Genomic DNA, 18276 nt, shown 5'->3' with positions numbered 1-18276 from the left:
GCGTTACGGCGGCAGCTCGCCGCCCGAGATGTCCGCCATGGCCGCCTCCAACAACCGGGAGACTTCCTCCTTCGGGACGGCCTCCGCCGCGTACTTTCGAATACTCCGCCGCGAGAGCAAGGCTTCGTGCGCCTCCATACCCGCTACCTCTTAGAACACGCCGATCTTGAATACGGCGGCGCCCGAAACGCCGCGCAGGTCGTCGTCGGTCAAGCCCTCGCACTCGGTATCGGCGGCGTACCGGTACCCGGCTCCGACCGCCAGGCGTAAATACTGCGTGACGTTCAACTCGACGCCCACGGTCGGCTCGGCGATAAAAACGGCGTCGACTACGCCGTACTCCCAGAAGTACACGTCGTTGTAGACGAGTCCGCCGCCGCCGATCAGGAGGGAGGCGTGGAAGTGCAGCAATTTCTGCCACGGATAGACGTACTCCACGAGGAAGCCGCCGTAACCGAAATCGATCAGCCGGGGCACGCCGTCGGTGACGTCGACGCTCGGCATCAGGGCCCATCCGCCGAGGCCGAGGATTAGCGAATGGTTCAAGACGACGCCGCCCTGGGCCCCGGCGAACGCGGCCACGTCGCCGTTAAACTGGCCGACGCGGACCACCGGCGCGCCGTAGCCGCCGAAGGTGACGTCGCCGCCGAATAACGTTTCCGCGGGAGGCCCGGCCGCGGCGGCCGTCGCCGCCGTCGCCAAGCCCACGATCCCTATCAAGCACGCTCGCACCATTGTGTCGCCCCTTCCTACGACGGCAGCTCGCCTCCCGAGATGTCCGCCATCGCCCGGAAGGCGAAATAGTGGAAGACGTTGAGCGCGGAGAATACCAGCAGAACCGTCAACGCCGCCGCGGCCAGCGTCCACGGCCGCCGGCCCCACCGCCCCGCGCGCTCGAGCACCATTTCCCATATCACCAGCGCGAGGTTGAAGAATATGCCGGCGAGCCCCGCGACGGTCAAGATAGCCAGCGGGTAGTAGAGCCAAGGCCACGGCGCGAACACCAGCGCCCCCGCCGCCGCCAGCAACCCGAGCCATATTACGCCGTCCCACGGCCCCCCGAAGGGCCGCACGACCCCCCTCTTGCCGCCGCCTACGATCAACTCCGGCGACAGGAGAGGGAAGGCGAAAACGGGCAGCGCGGCGCCGGCCGCCAGGCCGGTCAGGAACCTCAGCGTGTTCGTCGTCTCGCGCAGGCCCACGTACGAGGATACGCCGTCCACCGCCATCGGCAACAGCATCGCCGCCGCCGCCAGCGAAGCCCAAAGTGAAGGCAGCGCGTTAACTTTGAAGCCCCTGCGAGAGATTAAAAAGATATACGTGGCGGCTATACCTAAATATATGCCGGTGCAGCGCGAACACACCGGCAGTAAATGGCCGCCCACGGTAAGCGTGCGCGACGGCAGGCAGTGGCAGACCGCGTAACCGAAAAAATTTAATGCCTGGTCCAACCACGCCATCGCTTGAGCTACATCACCCTACCGCGGTAGTCCGGGAAAAGTATCGGCGCCGCGAGTTCGCTCTCCAGGCCGGCGCGGGCGACCTCCTCGTCCCACGCCTTCACGTGCGCGAGCGAGAGCGCGCCCAACTCCGCCGTCGGCAATTTGGCCGCCGCCGCGGCCCCCGCCCGCCGGCCGAAGACGCACACGTCGAGAAGCGAATTCCCCATCAGCCGGTTCTGGCCGTGAATGCCCCCCGCGACCTCGCCCGCGAAATAGAGGCCTTCGACGTCCTTGCTCGAGGCGTCGGCGTGGATCGCGACGCCGCCGTTCTGGTAGTGCAGCGTCGGGTAGATGAGCATCGGCTCGCGCGCGATGTCGATGCCGTGGTTGTCGTACATGCGGAACTTGCCGGGGAAGTCGCGCCGAACGGTCCCCGGGCCCCGCAGGATGTCTATCATGGGCGAGTCCAGCCAGATGCCGACGCGGCCGGAGGGGGTGGTTACGCCATTCCCCCGGCCCCCCTTGTCGGGCGGCGCGCACTCGCGGATGAGGGCCGACGAGGCGACGTCCCGCGTCTCGAGGGGGTAGACGAACTGCTCGGCGTCGACGTTGAGGAACTGCGCGCCGGCGCCGCGTATTTTTTCGGTAATAAGGAGGCCTACGATCTGCTCCGGGTATATGGCGCCGGTGGGGTGGAACTGCGAGGACTCGAGGAATACCAGCTCGCAGCCGGCGTGGTAGGCCATGGCCAGGCCGTCGGCGGTGGCGCCGTAATGGTTGGTGGTGGGGAAACCCATGAGGTGGAGGCGGCCGAAGCCTCCCGTCGATATGACGGTGCACTTGGCCCGCACGACGATGTACCGGTCGCGGTCGAGGTCGTAGAGGACCGCGCCCGCGGCCTTCCCCGCCTCGTCCTTTATTATCTCCACCGCCGGCGCGAACTCCAACGTTTTGATATGGGGACGGCACTCCACCTCGTCGCGCAGCGTCCTCATAATTTCGGCGCCGGTGATGTCGCCGCAGGAGTGCATGCGCTTGCGGCTCGTGCCGCCGCCGTGGAGGGTGCGCATCGTCCCGTCCTCGGTCTTGTCGAACATCACGCCCAGCTTCTCGAGCCAGGCGATGACGAACGGCGCGTCGTATACCAACGCCTCCACCAGCTCGGGATAATTGGCGAAGCGGCCGCCGCCCAGTACGTCGAGGTAATGAATAACCGGCGAGTCGTTCTCCTTGTCCGCGGCCTGGATGCCCCCCTCCGCCATCATGGTGTTGGCGTCGCCCAGCCGGAGCTTGGTCGCGATGAGGATATCCTTTACGCCGGCGTCGGACGCGGTGACGGCCGCGCTGCAGCCGGCGCCGCCGCCGCCCACGATAAGCAGCTCGACGTCGTAGTCGACGCGCTCCAGGTCCACCCCGGTGGGGTCGAGGCGACTGCGCGACTCCAACACGTCGACGAGCTCGTTGGGGTAAACCGCGCCCTTGTTGGGGCCGACGCGCAATTCGCGTTTGGCGTCCGCGCGGAAGTCGGGGTGGAACGATTTGAGGAGGGCGTCTATCTCCTCCATCGTAAGGCGCGGGTAGTGCTCGCCGCGCTTGACGGCCTCGATGCGGTCCGGCCTGGAAGCCTCGACCTTCCCGATCAACTTTTTAAGTCCCGGGTCGTAGCCCATCGTTCGCTGCCTCCCGTCGTCCGGCGGGGGCGCCCCTAGCGGAACAACGCCCTGATTCGCCCCAACGACGCCGGCGCGACGCCTATCTCGTTATGGCTGCCGGTTATCCCGAAGAACTCCAGGTACTTCGCCATCAGGTCTTTCTTTTTGTGTTTACCGTCAGCCAACGCGCCGAATATTATGGAAGAAGTAATGGTTTTATAGTAGAACTCGCCCGCGACGGCGTACCTGACCACGCGGCCGTTCGACTGGTAGCCGGCCCGCCGCGAGCGTACTACCACTTCGCCCCCGGCGTTTTTAAATTCGTCCACGTAGGCGTCCGGTTCGTCCTTGCGGTACGAGTAGTAGTCGAAACTTATCCCGGCCCATGCGCCGATACCCTCGGCGACGTTGACGTTGCCGTCCTCCATCGGCCGGCCGTCGTCGGCGAACGCCGTACCGAGCTTTTTAAACAAAGTCGAGCCGCCGTATCGATGCCCTATCTCCGTACCTTCGACGTATAAATTGGCGCCGTCCCCGCCGAGGTAGCTTTCCAAAACCTGACGCTCGACGTACGACAACCGGCCGTCGTCGGGCCAAAAGCCGCACAGCACGAAGACCGCCTCGTACCCGGCGAGGTCGTACGGCAAGACGAACCTCTGTTCCACGTCCGCTACGCCGCGCGCCTTTAGCGCCTTCACCACGGCGTACTCCGTCCCGACGGCGCGGCCGCTCTCCGGGTCGTCGAAAGTAAGGCCGTTATCCCGGTCCCAGACCAGCACCTTACCCTGCGCGGTGCCCGCGCCGGCCAGCCACAAAGCGAATATGAAGACGAAACCTCTCACGGCGTCGCCGGCGGTACGTCGAAATACAACGCCGGCGCGAGTGCTTCGCGCCACCAGGGCGCAAGGCTAATATGAGCTACGTACGCCGCAACCATCATCAAGAAGGCTAAAATGGCGGCGTCCCTTAAATCGCGGCCGCGAAACGGCCGGCGCAAAACCCGCGACAGGGTAGGCTCGGCCGCGGCCAATAATATGTTGACGAACGCGAGCGCCCGGAAAACTTCCCACAGCGGCCACCCCAACGCGACCACCTTCCAGGGTTCCGCCGCCCGCAGAAATAAAGTCCCCAAGTAGTACGCCTGGCAATTCAACAGCGTCGTCGCGAACGCCAGGCCGCCCACCCCCGCCGTCGGCAGGCTGAGGGCCGCGAGCGCTAATGCTTCCTTGAGCCGCCACGTACCCCACGCGCCGATGCCCGCCACGTCCGCGCCCGACCCCACCCACAACGTCATACCTTGGGCGTACGAAGCGCCGTATGCGACGGCCTCCCCGGCCCGGGCCGGGAAAAGCACCGTAAAGAAAGCTACGGCGGCTACTTTACAGAAAGACCAAAAAAGGAGCGCGAAAGCCGCCCCCTGGAAGCCGCGGTGAAGCCGCGCCCACACGTAAACGGGGAGCGCCGCGGCGACGTCCAGCGCCGGCAGCACGAACTTGCTTCCCGCCAATACGCCGGCGCCCGACGTCGCGAAAGCGGCCGCGCCCAAGTACCACAACGCCCCCGGGAGCCTTAAATTACGCCACAAATTCGAGGCCGCGCTCTCCAGCCGCCGCCCGAAACCGTACCAGTCCACGTCGCTTCGCTCCCCGCGCCGGCGCCGCCGACCGGCCCTAATATAGCAAACGGCTACGGCAAAGGCAACACGTATAACTCAACCGCACGCTTAACCCGGGCCGTAAGCCCGGCCCCCGTGCTCCGCCCTAAGATAATACCGCTTCCCGCACGAGCCTCACCGGCAGAGAGCCCACGGCCAATACGCGGTCGTGGAAATCGCGCAGGGAGTCGTCGGGATGCCGCCGGAAGTACTCGTCCCGTAGCGCCATTATCTCGTTCTTCCCGACGAGGTACGACATCGGCTGCGTGGGCGTATATACGTACCTCTTGACCTCCGCCTCCGCGTTCACGCGCTCCAGCGATACCACGTCCACCAGGAACGCCACCGCCTCCTCGAAGGTCATGCCGCCGGTATGGAGCGACGCGTCCAGGATAACGCGCGCCGCCCGCCATAGCGTGGCCTTCTTCTGGCCCAATACGATGCGCTCGTCGTCGTAGAAACCCTGCTCACGCATCATGTCTTCGCAATACAGCGCCCACCCCTCGATCAACGGGTTGGAATGGAATTCCCGGCGGATTCGGCTGTCGACGCGGTTGGCCCAGCACAGCTGGACGTGGTGGCCGGGGTAACCCTCGTGCAGCGCGACGACGGGCACCTTGGCGCGGTTGTGGCCCGCCAGCTTCTGTTCGCGTTCCTCGGGCGTCGCGTCGGGTTCGACCGGCGTTACGTAGAAGAAACCCTTCTGGCGGGGCTCGTAGGCCGCGGCCGGCATATACGCGCCGTACGGCATCACGGCGCGCTCGAACTCCGGCGTCGGGATTACCTCCAACTCCTCCCCCTCCGGAAGGCCGCAGATATTTTTGTCGATTATAAACTGTCGGGAGCGCGACATCCAATCCCGGTAGAAATCCAGGAGCTCGTCCGCGGTGGGGTGGTCCTTTTTCAATTCCTCGACCAGCTCGGCCGGCGTCGCGCCGGGCCGGATCTCCTCGGCCAACGCCGCCACCTCCGCTTGTATTTCGGCGACCGAATCCCGGCCGAAGGCCAAGAGCGAGTCGGCGTCGTAGTCGAGCAAATGGTACTCCTTCAGGAGCCGGTCGAACGCCTCCCGGCCCGCGGCGAAATCCTCGCGCGCCGGCAGCCCCCGGACGTGGCTTATGAAATCGTCCAGGGCCGCGGCGGCGCGTTCGCCCGCCTTCGCCAGGTCGGCGGCGTACTTACTCCCCGCTTGCTCCGCGGCCGCCGGAACGACGCGGGTCAAAAAAGGGCCCCCGTGCGCGGCCACTTCGGCCGCCAACTCTACGAACTTCGCCACCGGTTCTCGGAAAGATTTTTTTCCCTCCTCGCAATAGGCCGGCACCTTCTCAGTACGCGCCAGCATCGCGCCGAGCCGCTCCTCGAGCGGCGCGTAGTCCCGGACCAGCATGACGAAGAGCGTCTGGACCACCGTCCCCGGGACGCCCAGCGGGTTGCGCCGCAAATCGTCGAGAACCCGCAACGAAACGTCGTAATTCGCCAGGCGCGCCCGCGCCAACGCCAGGTCGACGGCGTCGTCGCCCTCGGCCGCCCCGGCGGCCTCCTCCACCCGCGCCAGGTATTCGTCGACGAACGCCTCGTAAGCGGCTATCCCGTCCGGCCCGGGGTCGTCCCATTCCTCGTCGTAATCGTGAATCCCCTTAAAGGTCGCGGACGGGGGTTGCAGCTCGTTCTCGCGGTCGAGGAGCTCGTCTATCAATTTGGCGACTTCTGCGTTCATCTCTCAAGCACGCTCCTATGTCGATTTTTCGGCAAAGCTAACATACGATTCACGGCCGGTCAAGGAACAAGTGCGCCGGCGGCGTCCGCGGAGGCGTTCCGAAATATGTGTTGACGCGTCAACTTAAAAGTGTTAATCTTGAACGTAGGAAACGAACGGAAAGGTCATTTGATTATGAACGCGCGTAAACTAACAGCGCTGGCCGTCGTTGCCATCCTTGTGTGGTGGGCCGCGGCGCCGGCGGTGGCGGAAGAAGAAGGCGAAGAATCCTCCGGTACGACCGGCGAAAACGTACGCTACTACTACGGCCGCGGGAGAAACCCGTTCGGCACGCCTTCGCTCGAGGAAGAAGACGAGGTCTTCTACTTCGGCGAGAGCGAACGGGAGGACTCCGTCGAGTCGGGATGGTCGCGCTTCCAGGATACGACCGGCAAAGCGTCGCGCGACATCAAAAGAATAATCGGGCTCAGCTTAATATCGACGGCGATAACGATGACGGGTTGGGCCGTATTTTTCAATACCGAACAAACCAGGCCCGACAACTGGCAAAAAATATACGCCAGCACGGGCGTTATACCGTTGGCCCGGGAACACACGGTTAACGTACCGACGGTCGTAGCCGGCGTCTGCCTGGCCGGCGGCGGCGTATGGTTAATGCGCCGCAATTAAACCGGCGCGCCCGCGCCGTCGGCAGTTAGGAAATCGCGGTTAAGGCCGGCGCCCGAATTAGGGGGCCGGCGGTGGGGTAGGAAATGGGAACCGCGGGTACGAACGACGCGTTACCCCCCCTATGACACGCACGCGTTCACGGAACGGCTGGTTCCAAAGCGTTCCACGAACGCGCTTTAAAATATCCGGAGAAAGGAGGCCAAACTGAAAAGAGGGCACGGAAAATACCGCGAGATAAACCGGCAAGGCGAAAGGGGATAGCCTTATGAAACGACATCTTAAAGGGATGACCACCGCGATTGCCGTCCTGGCCTTGACGGCCGGCGTCGTTATCACGTCGTGCGGCACGGAAGAGGCCGGCACCAACGGCCCGAGCGAAGAATACTTCCCGACGAGCGCGGGTCAGCGGTGGGTCTACGATACGTACAACGTTACGCGCGACCCCGCGATGGAGAAGCCTTTCTATACCCACGTATCGGTGGAAAACGCGCCGGTGGGTCCGGGCGGCGCCGTCGAGCCTACCCTCGTAACCAAATACGCCGAGAACAAAGAGGGCGTCCGGCTGCGGCTCGACCAGGCCTACTACTGGGCCAACCAAGACATCTTCTTCAAGAACGATTACTTCGTCTACGGGGCCGACCGCCGCTTCGTCCTACGCGGGTACAACTACACGAACGCCTACCACGACCCGGTAATCGGGACCTTCTTTTACAACACGAACGGCCAAAGAGCGCCGTTCACTTTGTTTAAGACGCCCTTAGTGGCGCATGAACAATGGGACGTCTTAAAATTCGACAACGAAATACCGACGAACCCTCCCACCGTATACTACAACGTCGACCAGAAAGATTACTTCGGCCTCGCGCGCGACCTCGACGGCGACGAACGCGTCGACACCATGGACATATCGATAACGGGGGAAGTCACCGGCAGCGCGTTGATCGATACGGAACTGGGGAGCCTCAATTGCCACGCCGTCGAACTAACCCAGACCCTCGTCTTCCACCTTTCCGGCGAAGGCGACAAGCAGGATGTTTCCACGACCACCTACTGGGTCGCGCCGTACTACGGCATAGCCAAAATCAACTGGTACCGCGGCAGCGGTTACCTCGATAACATAGAAATGCGCCTAAGGACGTGGTGGTTCGTTAAGTAGCGGCCGCCGCAGAGCTCCGACGAAACGAAAGCGAGGCTTAATAATGAAATTAAAACGCATCTTACTCGTAAGCTTCGGGGCGACGTTGGCCGCGGCCGTCGCGGTATACGCGGTCGGCACCCACGCTACCTACGGCACCGCAGGCCTTTTCCGCACGTGGTCGGCCGACACCATAAAAATCCCCAGCCTGGACGTTACCATGTTCGCCGCCCAATACTGGAGCTACGACACGCCCGAGGGCGGCGACAATTACCTGCTGCCGTCGTTCGGCCTGACGCTCTGCCCCATTAAATGGTTCGAGGTCGGCGGCCACTACCGCGGCATCTTACATTACCGCGAACGGGTGGTCGAGACCGGGACGTACGTCTTCGGCCCGAGCGACGCCGCGCTGACCGGCAAGTTCCACGGCGTGGGGCAGGACATGTTCTGGTTGTCTTTGGGCGGCCTGGTGTTCATCGACCTCCCCACCGGCACGAGCGAAGATTACATCACGCCCAAAGAAGAGGCCACCGACTTCATAGCGGAGAGCCAGAATAACGTCGGCATCATGGCCCTCGCCTCCAAGGACTTCCTGGGCAAGATGATCGGCATCAACGCCAACGTCGGGTACGTGATTCGCAGCGGCAAGACCAACTACGAGACGACCAAGGGCATGTACCGCAAGTGGGAGCGCCCCAACTGGGTATCCTACGGCGTCGGCTTCGACGTCAGGCCCATACCCGTCTTGTCTGTCATCAACGAGTACACCGGCTTCCTCAGCCAAACCTACGAGGACGGCAGGAAGGATAAAAATTTCGAGGCGACCCTTGGCGTACGCACCAACGGCTACGACATGTTCCACTTCGGCCTGGGGGGCGCGTACCGCATATCCGCCGCCGCCGCCCCGGACTTCCGCGGCTACCTCCAGTCCAGTATGGACATCCCCCTCACTCCCTCCGACCGCGATAAGGACGGCATCCCCGACGCCCGCGACAAGTGCCCGGACGACCCGGAGGATTACGACGGCTACTTGGACACCGACGGCTGCCCCGATACCGATAACGACAACGACGGCATCCCGGACGCGGTCGACCAATGCCCCAACGAGCCCGAGGACAAGGACGGCTTCCAGGACGACGACGGCTGCCCCGACCCCGATAACGACAACGACGGCATCCCGGACGTCTCGGACAAGTGCCCCAACGAGGCCGAGGACTTCAACGGGTACCAAGACGAGGACGGCTGCCCCGAGGGCGGCAAGCCCGTCGAGAAGCCCAAGGAAACCTCCTTCATCCTCGAGGGCCTCAAGTTCGAGCCCAACAGCCCGGTTATGGTCCCGGGGGCCTATACCTCCCTCGAGAAGGCCGGCAAGATAATGAAGGACTACCCGGACGTCAACGTCGTCATCGAGGGCCACGCCGCTTCGACCGGCCGCCTCGACTTCGAGATGAACCTCTCCCGCGAGCGCGCCGACTCGGTCCGCAACTACCTGGTCCAGACGTACGGCATCGAGGCCAGCCGCATCCGCTCCGTCGGCTACGGCAGCGCCAAGCCCATCGCCGACAACGCTACGTCCGACGGCCGCGCGCGCAACCGCCGCATCGAATTCAAAGTCGAGTAACCGCCGTTTTAACGACGCGATAAAAAAAGGAGGGCCGACGTTCGGCCCTCCTTCTCTTTTCGGTAAAATAACTACGCCGTCAACTCCAGGAACAACTCCTCGAGCGTAAGCGCGACGTTGCTGTTGTCGCGGAGCGCCGCCGCGGCCCGGGCCAGCGCTTCCCACGCTTGCTCCGGGGTCACCAGACGGCCGCTCCCGGCGAGCGCCCGTACGCGGCCCTCGAGCGCCTCGAGGCGGAGCGTATCCGGCGCGCCGCCGCGCACCGCCGCCAGCTCGTGCGTCAAGTCCGCCCACGCCGCGACCAGGGCCAGCGCCTCCTCGCGGCCCCGCGTAATCTGCGCCGCGCCCAGCGCCTCGACCACGCCGCCCGCCGCCAGCTCCTCCATAATACGGAGGGCGGCCTCGAGTCGCCCGAGCTGCTCTTCGTCCACCGCGGCCGCCGCGCCCTCCAGCGTCCCGTCGGCCTTCCGCGCGACGTCGGCCGCCTCCGCCGCCGGCACGCCGCGCTCGCGCACCAGCGCCTCCGCAAGCTCCGCCGCCGTCAGCCGGGGGAAGTGGACGTTCACGCACCGCGAGACGACCGTAGGCAAAAGCTGGCGCGGGTCGTGCGAGACGAGGACGAAGGTCGTCGTACGCCCGGGCGGTTCCTCCAGCGTCTTGAGGAAGGCATTGGCGGGAGCGTCGCTGCGATAGGTCATCTTCTCGGGCTCGACCACGAGGAGGACCTTGCGCGGGCTCTCGCTCGGCGGCCGGCCCGCCTCCGCCAGAATTTCCCGCACCCGGTCGATGTCGAAATGCATCCCCGGCGCCTCGTAGCGCCGGAAGTCGGGGTGCACGTCGGCGAAGACGCGGCGGCACGTGTTGCACGCGCCGCAGCCCTCGAGCGGCTTCTCGCGGCACAGCGCCGCGGCCCCCAGCGCGTACGCCACCGCCTCCTTGCCCACGCCCCGCGGCCCGGCGAAGAGGTAGGCGTGCGCCAGCCGGCCGCTCCCCAGCGCCCGCGCCAGCGCCGCCGCCGCCTCGCGCTGGTACGGCAGCTCGGCGAAGGTCCAGCGCTTGGGGTGCTCGTCGCTCACGGCGCTCATTCTACAAAACTATCGCCGATTACGCAACCAAGGCCGGAAGTCGCCGGCCGCGAAAAACCCGCCCGGCGGCGGGTTTCGTCGTTAACGGTTGCGATGCGGCTCGTCATAAAACGCTCGCGAGCGCGGCCTTGACGGCGGCGAATACCTCCTCCACCGGAGGCGAGGCGTCGACGACCACTACCCGCGCCGGCTCCTCGGCCGCCAGCGTTATGAAGCCGTCCCGCACGCGGCGGTGAAACGCGAGCTCGCGCGACTCTATCCGGTCCGGCGCCTCGCCCGCCAGCCGCGCGAACCCCGCCTCCGCCTCGACGTCCAGCACGATAACCAAATCGGGCCACGCGTCGCCGACCGTCGCCCGGCACAGCTCGCGCAGCTTCGCGAGGTTCTCCCCGGCCGACGCGCCGCCCAGGTCCACGCCCAGGCCGTAACCCTGATAGGCCAGCGTGGAGTGGACGTAGCGGTCGAGGAGGACGAAGGTCCCGGCGGCGAGGGCCGGCGCGACCACCTGGGCCACCAGCTGCGCCCTCGCCGCCAGGTACAGGTACAATTCCGCGAGCGGCGCCATCGACGCGTTCTCGCGGCTGAGCAGGATTTCGCGGACCTGCTCGCCGACGGCGGTGCCGCCGGGCTCCCGGGCGACCGCGACCTCGACGCCGGCGTCGCGGAGGTAGGCCGCGGCGCGCTCGAGCTGGGTCGTCTTGCCGGCGCCCTCGACGCCCTCGAAGGTTATGAGCTTTCCTCGCGGCATATTTGTGCCACCACCCGGCGCTATTTCTTCGCGGCGCCGGCGGGAACCTTCTTCTTGGCGCGAGCCTTGGGGCCGCGCTTGCGCTTGGCCGCCGGCACGCCCACGTCCGGCTTGGCCGCCTTCTCCAGCGCCCGCTCGTTGTCGACGCCCTTGCCGGCGATGAAGTCCTCCACCATCCGGCGGCACACGTCGTCCGGGAATTGCTCGGGCGGCGACTTCATGAAGTACGACGACGGGGCGATGAGCGCGCCGGCGATGCCGCGGTCGAGCGCGAGCTTCGCGCACCGTACCGCGTCGATGACGATGCCGGCGGAGTTGGGGCTGTCCCACACCTCGAGCTTGAGCTCGGCGTTGAGCGGCACGTCGCCGAAGGTCCGCCCCTCCAGCCGGATAAACGCCCACTTGCGGTCGGTGAGCCAGGCGACGTAGTCGCTGGGGCCGATGTGGATGTTGTCGGCGCCGATGTCGAACGGCAGCTGCGACGTTACGGCCTGCGTCTTCGATACCTTCTTGGATTCCAGCCGCTCGCGCTCCAGCATGTTGTAGAAGTCCATGTTGCCGCCGACGTTGAGCTGGTAGGTGCGCTCCAACCGGACGCCGCGGTCGTTGTAGAGGTTGGCCAGTACGCGGTGGACGATGGTCGCCCCCACCTGCGACTTGACGTCGTCGCCGACGACCGGCAGGCCGCGCTTCTCGAACTCCTTCCGCCAGTAGTCCTCCTGGGCGATGAAGACCGGGATGCAGTTGACGAAGGCGCAGCCGGCGTCCAGCACTTTCTCTACGTACCACTTCGTCGCCATCTCCGACCCCACCGGCAGGTACGAAACGACGACGTCGCACTTGGTCCGCTTGAGAATCTCGACGATGTCGGCGGTGGGGCCGGGGGCCTTCTTTATAACCTGTTTTAAATATTTACCCAGGCCGTCGTGGGTCATTCCCCGCTCCACCTTGACGCCCAGCTTCGGCACGTCGCAGAATTTATAGGTGTTGTTGGGGGAGGTATATATCGCCTCCGCCACGTCGCGGCCCACCTTGTTCTTGTCGATGTCGAACGCCGCCACGAACTCGATATCCTTGACGCGGTAGCCGCCGAGGTTGACGTGCATCAGGCCCGGGACCCGTTCGTCCTCGCGGGCGTTCTTGTAATATTCCACCCCCTGCACGAAACTGGAGGCGCAGTTGCCTACGCCGATGATGCCGACTTTAACCTTGGACATCCGAGACCTCCTCTATTGCCGGCCGCCCGGGCCGGTCTTATTTCCGGCCGCAACCGCGCGTCGAGCGCGGCTCCTCTCGCCGATTTACGATTAATTTCCTCCCGTTAATTCGGCTATACATAATAATAATTATCACGTATAAACTGTTTCCGGAACCATAATTATCCGGGAGCCGAACGAATAACATATAATATTGGCGATGTCAATATGAATAATTACATCCGGCCACCGCTTAAAGGGAATTATTTTGCCCGGAAGTAATTAATAAATTATGAAAGGAGCGGCGGGCTTTAAGCCCGCCGTTTCGTATTATTATGGTGGGGCCGGCATTCCTGCCGGCCTAATCCCCCCGGAACCTCTTCAAGCGCAGCGCGTTCGTCACGACCGATACCGACGACATCGCCATGGCCCCGGCGGCGATCATAGGGTTCAGCAAACCGAGCGCGGCAAGCGGGATGGCCGCGGAGTTGTAGAAGAACGCGAAGAACAGGTTCTGTTTGATGTTGCGGAGGGTGCGGCGGCTGAGCCGGTAGGCGCGGGGGACGCCCGCCAGGTCCCCCGACATCAGCGCCACGTCCGCGGCCTCCAGCGCGATGTCGGTCCCGGTTCCGATGGCCACGCCCACGTCGGCGGCCGCCAGCGCCGGCGCGTCGTTGATGCCGTCCCCCACCATCGCGACGATCTCGCCCTTCTGCTTCCAACCGTTTAAGACCTCGAGCTTGTCGGCCGGCAGCAGCCGCGCCCGCACGTCCGCGATGCCGACCTCGCCGGCGATGGCCGCGGCGGTGGCCTCGTTGTCGCCGGTGAGCATCGCCGTCGCGACGCCCGCCCGGGCCAGCGCGGACACCGCCTCGCGCGCGCCGGGTTTTAGCTCGTCGGCCACGCCGATCAACCCCAACAGCTTGCCGTCGCGCGCCGCCGCCACCGCGGTGATTCCCTGCGCCTCCATCTCCGCCAGCCTACCCTCCATGCCGTCGAGCGAGACGTCGTTCTCGCTCATGAAGCGCACGCTTCCCACCAACACGCGCTCACCGTTAACCGTCGCGGCGACGCCCCGGCCGGTCGTGGAGTCGAAGTCGGCCACTTCGGGCAGCGTCAGGCCGCGGCCTTGGGCGGCGGCGACGACCGCGGCCGCGACGGGGTGCTCGCTCAGCCGCTCCACCGCGGCGGCGTACGTCGCGAGCTCCTCCTCCGTCACGCCCTCAGCCGGCGCGAACGCCACCACCGCCGGCGCGCCTTTGGTTATGGTCCCGGTCTTGTCGAAGGCTACGACGGTGACGCGCCCCATAAGTTCCAGGCTCTCGGCGTCGCGGAACAGGACCCCCAGCTCGGCCCCCTTCCCGGTGCCCACCGTAACGGCGGTGGGCGTCGCGAGCCCCAGCGCGCACGGGCACGCGATGACCAGCACCGCCACCGCGGCGATTATGGCCGGCTCGAGCGCGTGGCCGGTTACAAGCCACGCGGCGAACGTCAAGGCCGCAACGGCGAAAACCGTAGGCACGAAGACGCCGGCTACCTTGTCCGCCAACTTCTGGACCGGCGCCTTGGACCCCTGCGCCTCCTCCACCATCCGGACTATTTGCGCCAGGACGGTATCGGCACCGACCTTGGTCGCGACGATCGTGAGGGCACCGGTCTGGTTCACGGTCCCGCCGACGACGGCGTCGCCCACCGTCTTCCTCACCGGCATCGGCTCGCCGGTCAGCATCGACTCGTCGACCGCGGAAACGCCCTCGGCCACGTCGGCGTCCACCGGCACGCGCTCGCCCGGCTTGACGAGCAGCCGGTCGCCGACCGCTACTTCCTCCACCGGGATGTCGCGCGTTTCGCCGTCCGCTATTTTATGGGCCACGGGCGGCGTAAGCTCGAGGAGCTTCTGGATGGCGGCGGAGGCGCGGCCTTTGGCGCGGTTCTCCAGCCAGCGGCCGAAGAGTATAAGCGTGATTATCATGGCCGCGGTCTCGAAGTAGTAGTGGCCGGTACGGCCGAAGAGCAGCTCGTACAAGCTGTACCCGTAGGCGGTGCTCGTGCCCATCGCGATGAGGGCGTCCATCCCCAGGATGCCGCGGCGGACCCCCCGCACGGTCTTGACGTAGAATTGCCACCCGGCCCAGAACTGCACCGGCGTCGCGAGCGCGAGCATCACCCAGCCGTCGTAGCGGAAGCGCAAAAACATCCCGATTACGAAGAGGGGCGCCGTGAACGCGGCCGCGAATATGAGCCTCTTTAAAGCGGGGGAAAGACGTCCCGTCGGAGTAACCGCCCGCTCCTCTTCGGCTTTGTATCCCAGGTCGCGGATTACGCCCTTAATTTCGGCGAGCGATACGACCGAGGGGACGTACTCGACGCGCGCCAGCCCCGCCGTCAGGTTTACGCCGATGGAGGCCACGCCGGGCAGGGCGCCGACGAAGTCCTCGACGTTGGCGACGCACGTCGCGCACGTCATCTCGCCGATGCGCAGGACCGCCTTCTCGGTCGGGACGTCGTAGCCGGCGCCGCGGACGGCCTTGACCAACTCGCCGAAGCGGCCACGGCCGTCGTCGTACGTCACGGTCCCCTTCTCCGCGGCCAGGTTTACTGCCACCTCTTTGACGAACGGCAGCGCGCGCAGCGCCTTCTCGTTGGTCGCTACGCACGTCGCGCACGTCATGCCGGATATGGGGAACGTAACCGTTTTCATGTTGATTCGCCGGATATTGCGGCCGGGCCCGCCGCGGGTATAATTATACCAAAAAAACCGCCGCGGCGGAATCGACCGCCGGCGGGGAGGTAAAAAAAGGGTAGGCCAAGCCTACCCTCCTCGGAGTCTCTAACGTCGTTACTCGGTCTTCGGTTCCTCGGGAGCCGGCTCTTCCATCCACGGGCAGGGGAACTTGCCGCCCATACCCGGGCCCAGGCCGCGCCCCTTACCCATACCGGGGCCGTGCCCTTTTCCGTAAGCCGCGCCGCAACACGGGCACTTGCCTTCCTCGAAGCCGCCGTGTTGCATCATCATGCAACATTTATGGCCGGGCCCGTACGGCCCCGCCTTCCCCGCGCCCGCGTACATAAACGCCCGCGTGACCGTGCACGCCGCGAGAAGAACGGCCAAAATAATTACGACGATCGAGACGACCTTGGCGAGCTTCTTCGGGCCGCCCTCGGCTCTCGCGGCTTTGAACCATAGAATGAAGCCGAAGAGCAACGCCAGGAGCTCGAGGGCCAACGCTATGTCCCAACCGTGCATGTCCTCACCACCTTTACTTGATCGTTCACTTAATAATAACATAAAAACGCTTCAGCCGGCCTTAAAATAAAAAAGGCGGCCCGAAGGCCGCCGAAACTTATAACGCCGTCGGTGCTAAGCGCCGCGTTCGGCCCACTTCCTCTTCATCATTTCGCCGCGCTCGAGGCCTTGAGGAAGACGAAAAACGCCACTAGGACCACCAACAACTCGACGCCCAAAGCTACTTGCCACGCGAACATATCTCCACCTCGCTCTTTACTTTTTAGACGGAACAGGCGGCGAAACGTTTAATAAACCGAATAAATACAGCGTTTCATTATAAAAAAAGGCGGCCCCGACGGGCCGCCCGTAGCCTTTTTAGTTTAATATCACACCGGCGCGGCGCGGCATTTCCTCTGTTTGCGGCCGGGGGGCGCCTCCTCTTGCGCGGCGTCGATGTCTTCGCGGACTTGCGTCATATAGCCGCCCCAGCGGCGCCACTCGTCCATCCGACAGGAGTGGATGAGTTGGCCCTTGTAGACGGTGAGGTCCGGGCAAGCGTCGCACATGTCGACGCGGCCGTCGGGCAGAACGTCCGGCGCCTGGATGATGCCGATGCTCTGGCCGTAGACCGGTTTGTAGAAGAAGCGGAACGGATTGGAGAAGAAACGGCGGCTAAGGCGGCGGACCTTCGGGTCGAAGAGGGCGGCCAGGAACACTTTCCGACCCAAACCGCATTTCCGCGAGTAGGCGAAGTAGCTGCCATGGAAGAGATGATACAACGCCTGCGAGAACTCGACGGTCTTGCGACCGACTGCCCCGTACCAGCCGTCGTCCGAGCCGACCATAAACCCAATAAGCCACTTGAAGGAGTCGTGGCGCTCGGTGCCGCCCAGGTACGCCGCGGCGTCGTACTCCGGCACGTTCTCCCTTATTATCCTGTACACGTCGTTCGAGGTGATGTTAAATTCCTCCGGCTCCTCCTCGGTCGCGTAGCCCAGTTTCTCCAACCCCATGTCGACTTCGCGGCCGCCGACCATGTACCGGACGCCCGGCTTCACTATCGCGCCGCGGTACGTGATGAACGTCTGGCCCTGAACGTATTTGATGTTCTTGATGCCCCACCGTACGAGGTCCGGGATCTGCTCGAAGTTATCCTTGTACACGGTGATGCCGAACGAGGTCGGGATGCCGCCCACCGCCGCCATTATATCGACGCACTGGTCGCGCAGCGGCAAGAGGCCTATCTCGTCCTTGCCCTCCCAGCCCTGGCGGTCCTGCATCATGTCGATGTGGAACGCGACGCCGGCCAGGCCCAGCTTCTTGAGGGTCCGTATCCGCTCCTCGGTTACGGCCTTGCCGTTGGTCAGGAGGTACGGCTTGATTCCCTGGAGGTGGATGAACTCGATAAGACCCTCGATGTCCGGGTGCGTGAGCGGTTCGCCTCCCGCGAGCGAGACGTTGTCGATGTTGCGGTACTCCTTCATCACGAGGACTTCTTCTTTAAGCCGCTCCAGCGGAAAATGGCCTTCCAGGTTCTGGCGGTAACACCCCTTGCAGTGGATGTTGCACACGTCGGTGACCTCGAGCCAACCGATGGGGTTGTCGTTTTTGGACCACGGGAAACGATAGAGCTCCGATTTACTAAGGCCGCACATAAGACCTCCTAGCCGAAACGTAAACAAAACCGGAACGCGATTTTACTAATAAATAATCCTTTAGGCAAGGATTTTTTCCTTGACGCCTCCTGCGGCGTATATTAATTTTTATTTCCCCTCCCGCGGTAAATTTTCGCCTTAAGCGATTACCATAAAGGGTGTATCGTCGTCTCTCAAACACGCGGTAAATCGTGATTTCCGTAACGCGCCGCGCCCCGGGCGAGGCATATGAGCGAAGAGCTAGTATTGGTAATCAACCCCGGCTCGACCAGCACGAAGCTGGCGCTGTTTCGGGGCGAGAGCTGCGAGGCGGAGGAGACCGTGCCGGCGCCGGCGGGCGGTGGCGCGTTGTGGGACCAGCTCGAGGGCCGCCTCGCGTCGGTAAACGGCTTCCTAAAAGAGCGGGGCGACGTCGCGCTCGACGCCGTCGTGGGCCGCGGCGGCCTTATCCGCCCCGTACCCTCCGGCACCAT

17 protein-coding genes are annotated in these 18276 nt (G+C 64.4%); 4 read left to right on the top strand and 13 right to left on the bottom strand.

What is annotated here, in order from left to right; translation table 11 throughout:
• Nucleotides 1-3: 3 nt before the first annotated feature.
• From VMX79_02155 to VMX79_02125, 7 genes are all read right to left on the bottom strand, one after another.
• Nucleotides 4-138: a nitroreductase family protein gene (locus tag VMX79_02155; GenBank protein ID HUV85896.1), complete on the bottom strand. Its 135-nt coding sequence runs from the start codon at nucleotides 136-138 to the stop codon at nucleotides 4-6.
• 12 nt (nucleotides 139-150) lie between these two features.
• Nucleotides 151-735 (bottom strand): hypothetical protein, encoded by a 585-nt coding sequence (locus VMX79_02150; GenBank protein HUV85895.1) that lies wholly within the window; start codon nucleotides 733-735, stop codon nucleotides 151-153.
• A gap of 14 nt (nucleotides 736-749) precedes the next feature.
• Nucleotides 750-1460 (bottom strand): DUF2085 domain-containing protein, encoded by a 711-nt coding sequence (locus VMX79_02145; protein HUV85894.1) that lies wholly within the window; start codon nucleotides 1458-1460, stop codon nucleotides 750-752.
• Nucleotides 1461-1468: 8 nt separating this feature from the next.
• Nucleotides 1469-3112 carry an FAD-binding protein gene (locus tag VMX79_02140; GenBank protein HUV85893.1) on the bottom strand — a complete coding sequence of 548 codons (1644 nt, stop codon included), beginning with the start codon at nucleotides 3110-3112 and terminating at the stop codon, nucleotides 1469-1471.
• 35 nt (nucleotides 3113-3147) lie between these two features.
• The gene (locus VMX79_02135; GenBank protein HUV85892.1) at nucleotides 3148-3936 is read right to left on the bottom strand and encodes a hypothetical protein; all 789 of its coding nucleotides are present in this window, start codon (nucleotides 3934-3936) and stop codon (nucleotides 3148-3150) included.
• Complete coding sequence (locus tag VMX79_02130) at nucleotides 3933-4727, bottom strand: hypothetical protein (GenBank protein HUV85891.1); 795 nt, start codon at nucleotides 4725-4727, stop codon at nucleotides 3933-3935. Before VMX79_02130 ends, VMX79_02135 begins: the two co-directional genes overlap by 4 nt.
• Nucleotides 4728-4854: 127 nt before the next feature.
• Nucleotides 4855-6465, bottom strand: a complete 1611-nt coding sequence (locus VMX79_02125; protein HUV85890.1) for a DUF885 domain-containing protein — start codon at nucleotides 6463-6465, stop codon at nucleotides 4855-4857.
• A gap of 174 nt (nucleotides 6466-6639) precedes the next feature.
• On the opposite strand from VMX79_02125, the gene VMX79_02120 reads away from it, so the two are divergent.
• The 3 genes from VMX79_02120 (at nucleotide 6640) to VMX79_02110 (ending at nucleotide 9890) form a co-directional block, all read left to right on the top strand.
• Nucleotides 6640-7134 (top strand): hypothetical protein, encoded by a 495-nt coding sequence (locus tag VMX79_02120; GenBank protein HUV85889.1) that lies wholly within the window; start codon nucleotides 6640-6642, stop codon nucleotides 7132-7134.
• Nucleotides 7135-7399: 265 nt separating this feature from the next.
• Complete coding sequence (locus VMX79_02115) at nucleotides 7400-8290, top strand: hypothetical protein (protein ID HUV85888.1); 891 nt, start codon at nucleotides 7400-7402, stop codon at nucleotides 8288-8290.
• Nucleotides 8291-8333: 43 nt separating this feature from the next.
• Nucleotides 8334-9890 (top strand): OmpA family protein, encoded by a 1557-nt coding sequence (locus VMX79_02110; protein HUV85887.1) that lies wholly within the window; start codon nucleotides 8334-8336, stop codon nucleotides 9888-9890.
• A 71-nt stretch (nucleotides 9891-9961) separates the two neighbouring features.
• On the opposite strand, the gene VMX79_02105 is transcribed toward VMX79_02110, so the two are convergent.
• The 6 genes from VMX79_02105 to VMX79_02080 form a co-directional block, all read right to left on the bottom strand.
• A complete protein-coding gene (locus VMX79_02105) occupies nucleotides 9962-10975 on the bottom strand; it encodes a hypothetical protein (protein HUV85886.1) in 1014 nt (337 codons plus the stop codon).
• A 103-nt stretch (nucleotides 10976-11078) separates the two neighbouring features.
• A complete protein-coding gene (gene tmk / locus VMX79_02100) occupies nucleotides 11079-11723 on the bottom strand; it encodes a dTMP kinase (protein HUV85885.1) in 645 nt (214 codons plus the stop codon).
• 20 nt (nucleotides 11724-11743) lie between these two features.
• Nucleotides 11744-12940: an inositol-3-phosphate synthase gene (locus tag VMX79_02095; protein HUV85884.1), complete on the bottom strand. Its 1197-nt coding sequence runs from the start codon at nucleotides 12938-12940 to the stop codon at nucleotides 11744-11746.
• A 340-nt stretch (nucleotides 12941-13280) separates the two neighbouring features.
• A complete protein-coding gene (locus VMX79_02090) occupies nucleotides 13281-15620 on the bottom strand; it encodes a heavy metal translocating P-type ATPase (protein HUV85883.1) in 2340 nt (779 codons plus the stop codon).
• A gap of 138 nt (nucleotides 15621-15758) precedes the next feature.
• Nucleotides 15759-16166 carry a hypothetical protein gene (locus VMX79_02085; GenBank protein ID HUV85882.1) on the bottom strand — a complete coding sequence of 136 codons (408 nt, stop codon included), beginning with the start codon at nucleotides 16164-16166 and terminating at the stop codon, nucleotides 15759-15761.
• Between the two features lie 368 nt (nucleotides 16167-16534).
• Entirely contained in the window at nucleotides 16535-17803 is a 1269-nt protein-coding gene (locus VMX79_02080; GenBank protein ID HUV85881.1) for a radical SAM protein, read from the bottom strand.
• A 228-nt stretch (nucleotides 17804-18031) separates the two neighbouring features.
• Between VMX79_02080 and VMX79_02075 the strand changes: the two genes are divergently transcribed.
• Nucleotides 18032-18276 (top strand): butyrate kinase (locus VMX79_02075; protein HUV85880.1); only part of this gene is annotated, 245 nt, incomplete at its 3' end.

It is taken from the genome of bacterium, assembly GCA_035529855.1.
Classification (GTDB): domain Bacteria; phylum RBG-13-66-14; class B26-G2; order WVWN01; family WVWN01; genus WVWN01.
This window is presented reverse-complemented; position numbering and strand designations above follow the sequence as displayed.

Bases quoted from the DNA above. Each gene is read 5' to 3' on its own strand.
- VMX79_02155 (HUV85896.1), bottom strand. From the start codon at position 138: ATGGAGGCGCACGAAGCCTTGCTCTCGCGGCGGAGTATTCGAAAGTAC.
- VMX79_02150 (HUV85895.1), bottom strand. From the start codon at position 735: ATGGTGCGAGCGTGCTTGATAGGGATCGTGGGCTTGGCGACGGCGGCG.
- VMX79_02145 (HUV85894.1), bottom strand. From the start codon at position 1,460: ATGGCGTGGTTGGACCAGGCATTAAATTTTTTCGGTTACGCGGTCTGC.
- VMX79_02140 (HUV85893.1), bottom strand. From the start codon at position 3,112: ATGGGCTACGACCCGGGACTTAAAAAGTTGATCGGGAAGGTCGAGGCT.
- VMX79_02125 (HUV85890.1), bottom strand. From the start codon at position 6,465: ATGAACGCAGAAGTCGCCAAATTGATAGACGAGCTCCTCGACCGCGAG.
- VMX79_02120 (HUV85889.1), top strand. From the start codon at position 6,640: ATGAACGCGCGTAAACTAACAGCGCTGGCCGTCGTTGCCATCCTTGTG.
- VMX79_02115 (HUV85888.1), top strand. From the start codon at position 7,400: ATGAAACGACATCTTAAAGGGATGACCACCGCGATTGCCGTCCTGGCC.
- VMX79_02110 (HUV85887.1), top strand. From the start codon at position 8,334: ATGAAATTAAAACGCATCTTACTCGTAAGCTTCGGGGCGACGTTGGCC.
- VMX79_02105 (HUV85886.1), bottom strand. From the start codon at position 10,975: ATGAGCGCCGTGAGCGACGAGCACCCCAAGCGCTGGACCTTCGCCGAG.
- tmk (HUV85885.1), bottom strand. From the start codon at position 11,723: ATGCCGCGAGGAAAGCTCATAACCTTCGAGGGCGTCGAGGGCGCCGGC.
- VMX79_02095 (HUV85884.1), bottom strand. From the start codon at position 12,940: ATGTCCAAGGTTAAAGTCGGCATCATCGGCGTAGGCAACTGCGCCTCC.
- VMX79_02090 (HUV85883.1), bottom strand. From the start codon at position 15,620: ATGAAAACGGTTACGTTCCCCATATCCGGCATGACGTGCGCGACGTGC.
- VMX79_02085 (HUV85882.1), bottom strand. From the start codon at position 16,166: ATGCACGGTTGGGACATAGCGTTGGCCCTCGAGCTCCTGGCGTTGCTC.
- VMX79_02080 (HUV85881.1), bottom strand. From the start codon at position 17,803: ATGTGCGGCCTTAGTAAATCGGAGCTCTATCGTTTCCCGTGGTCCAAA.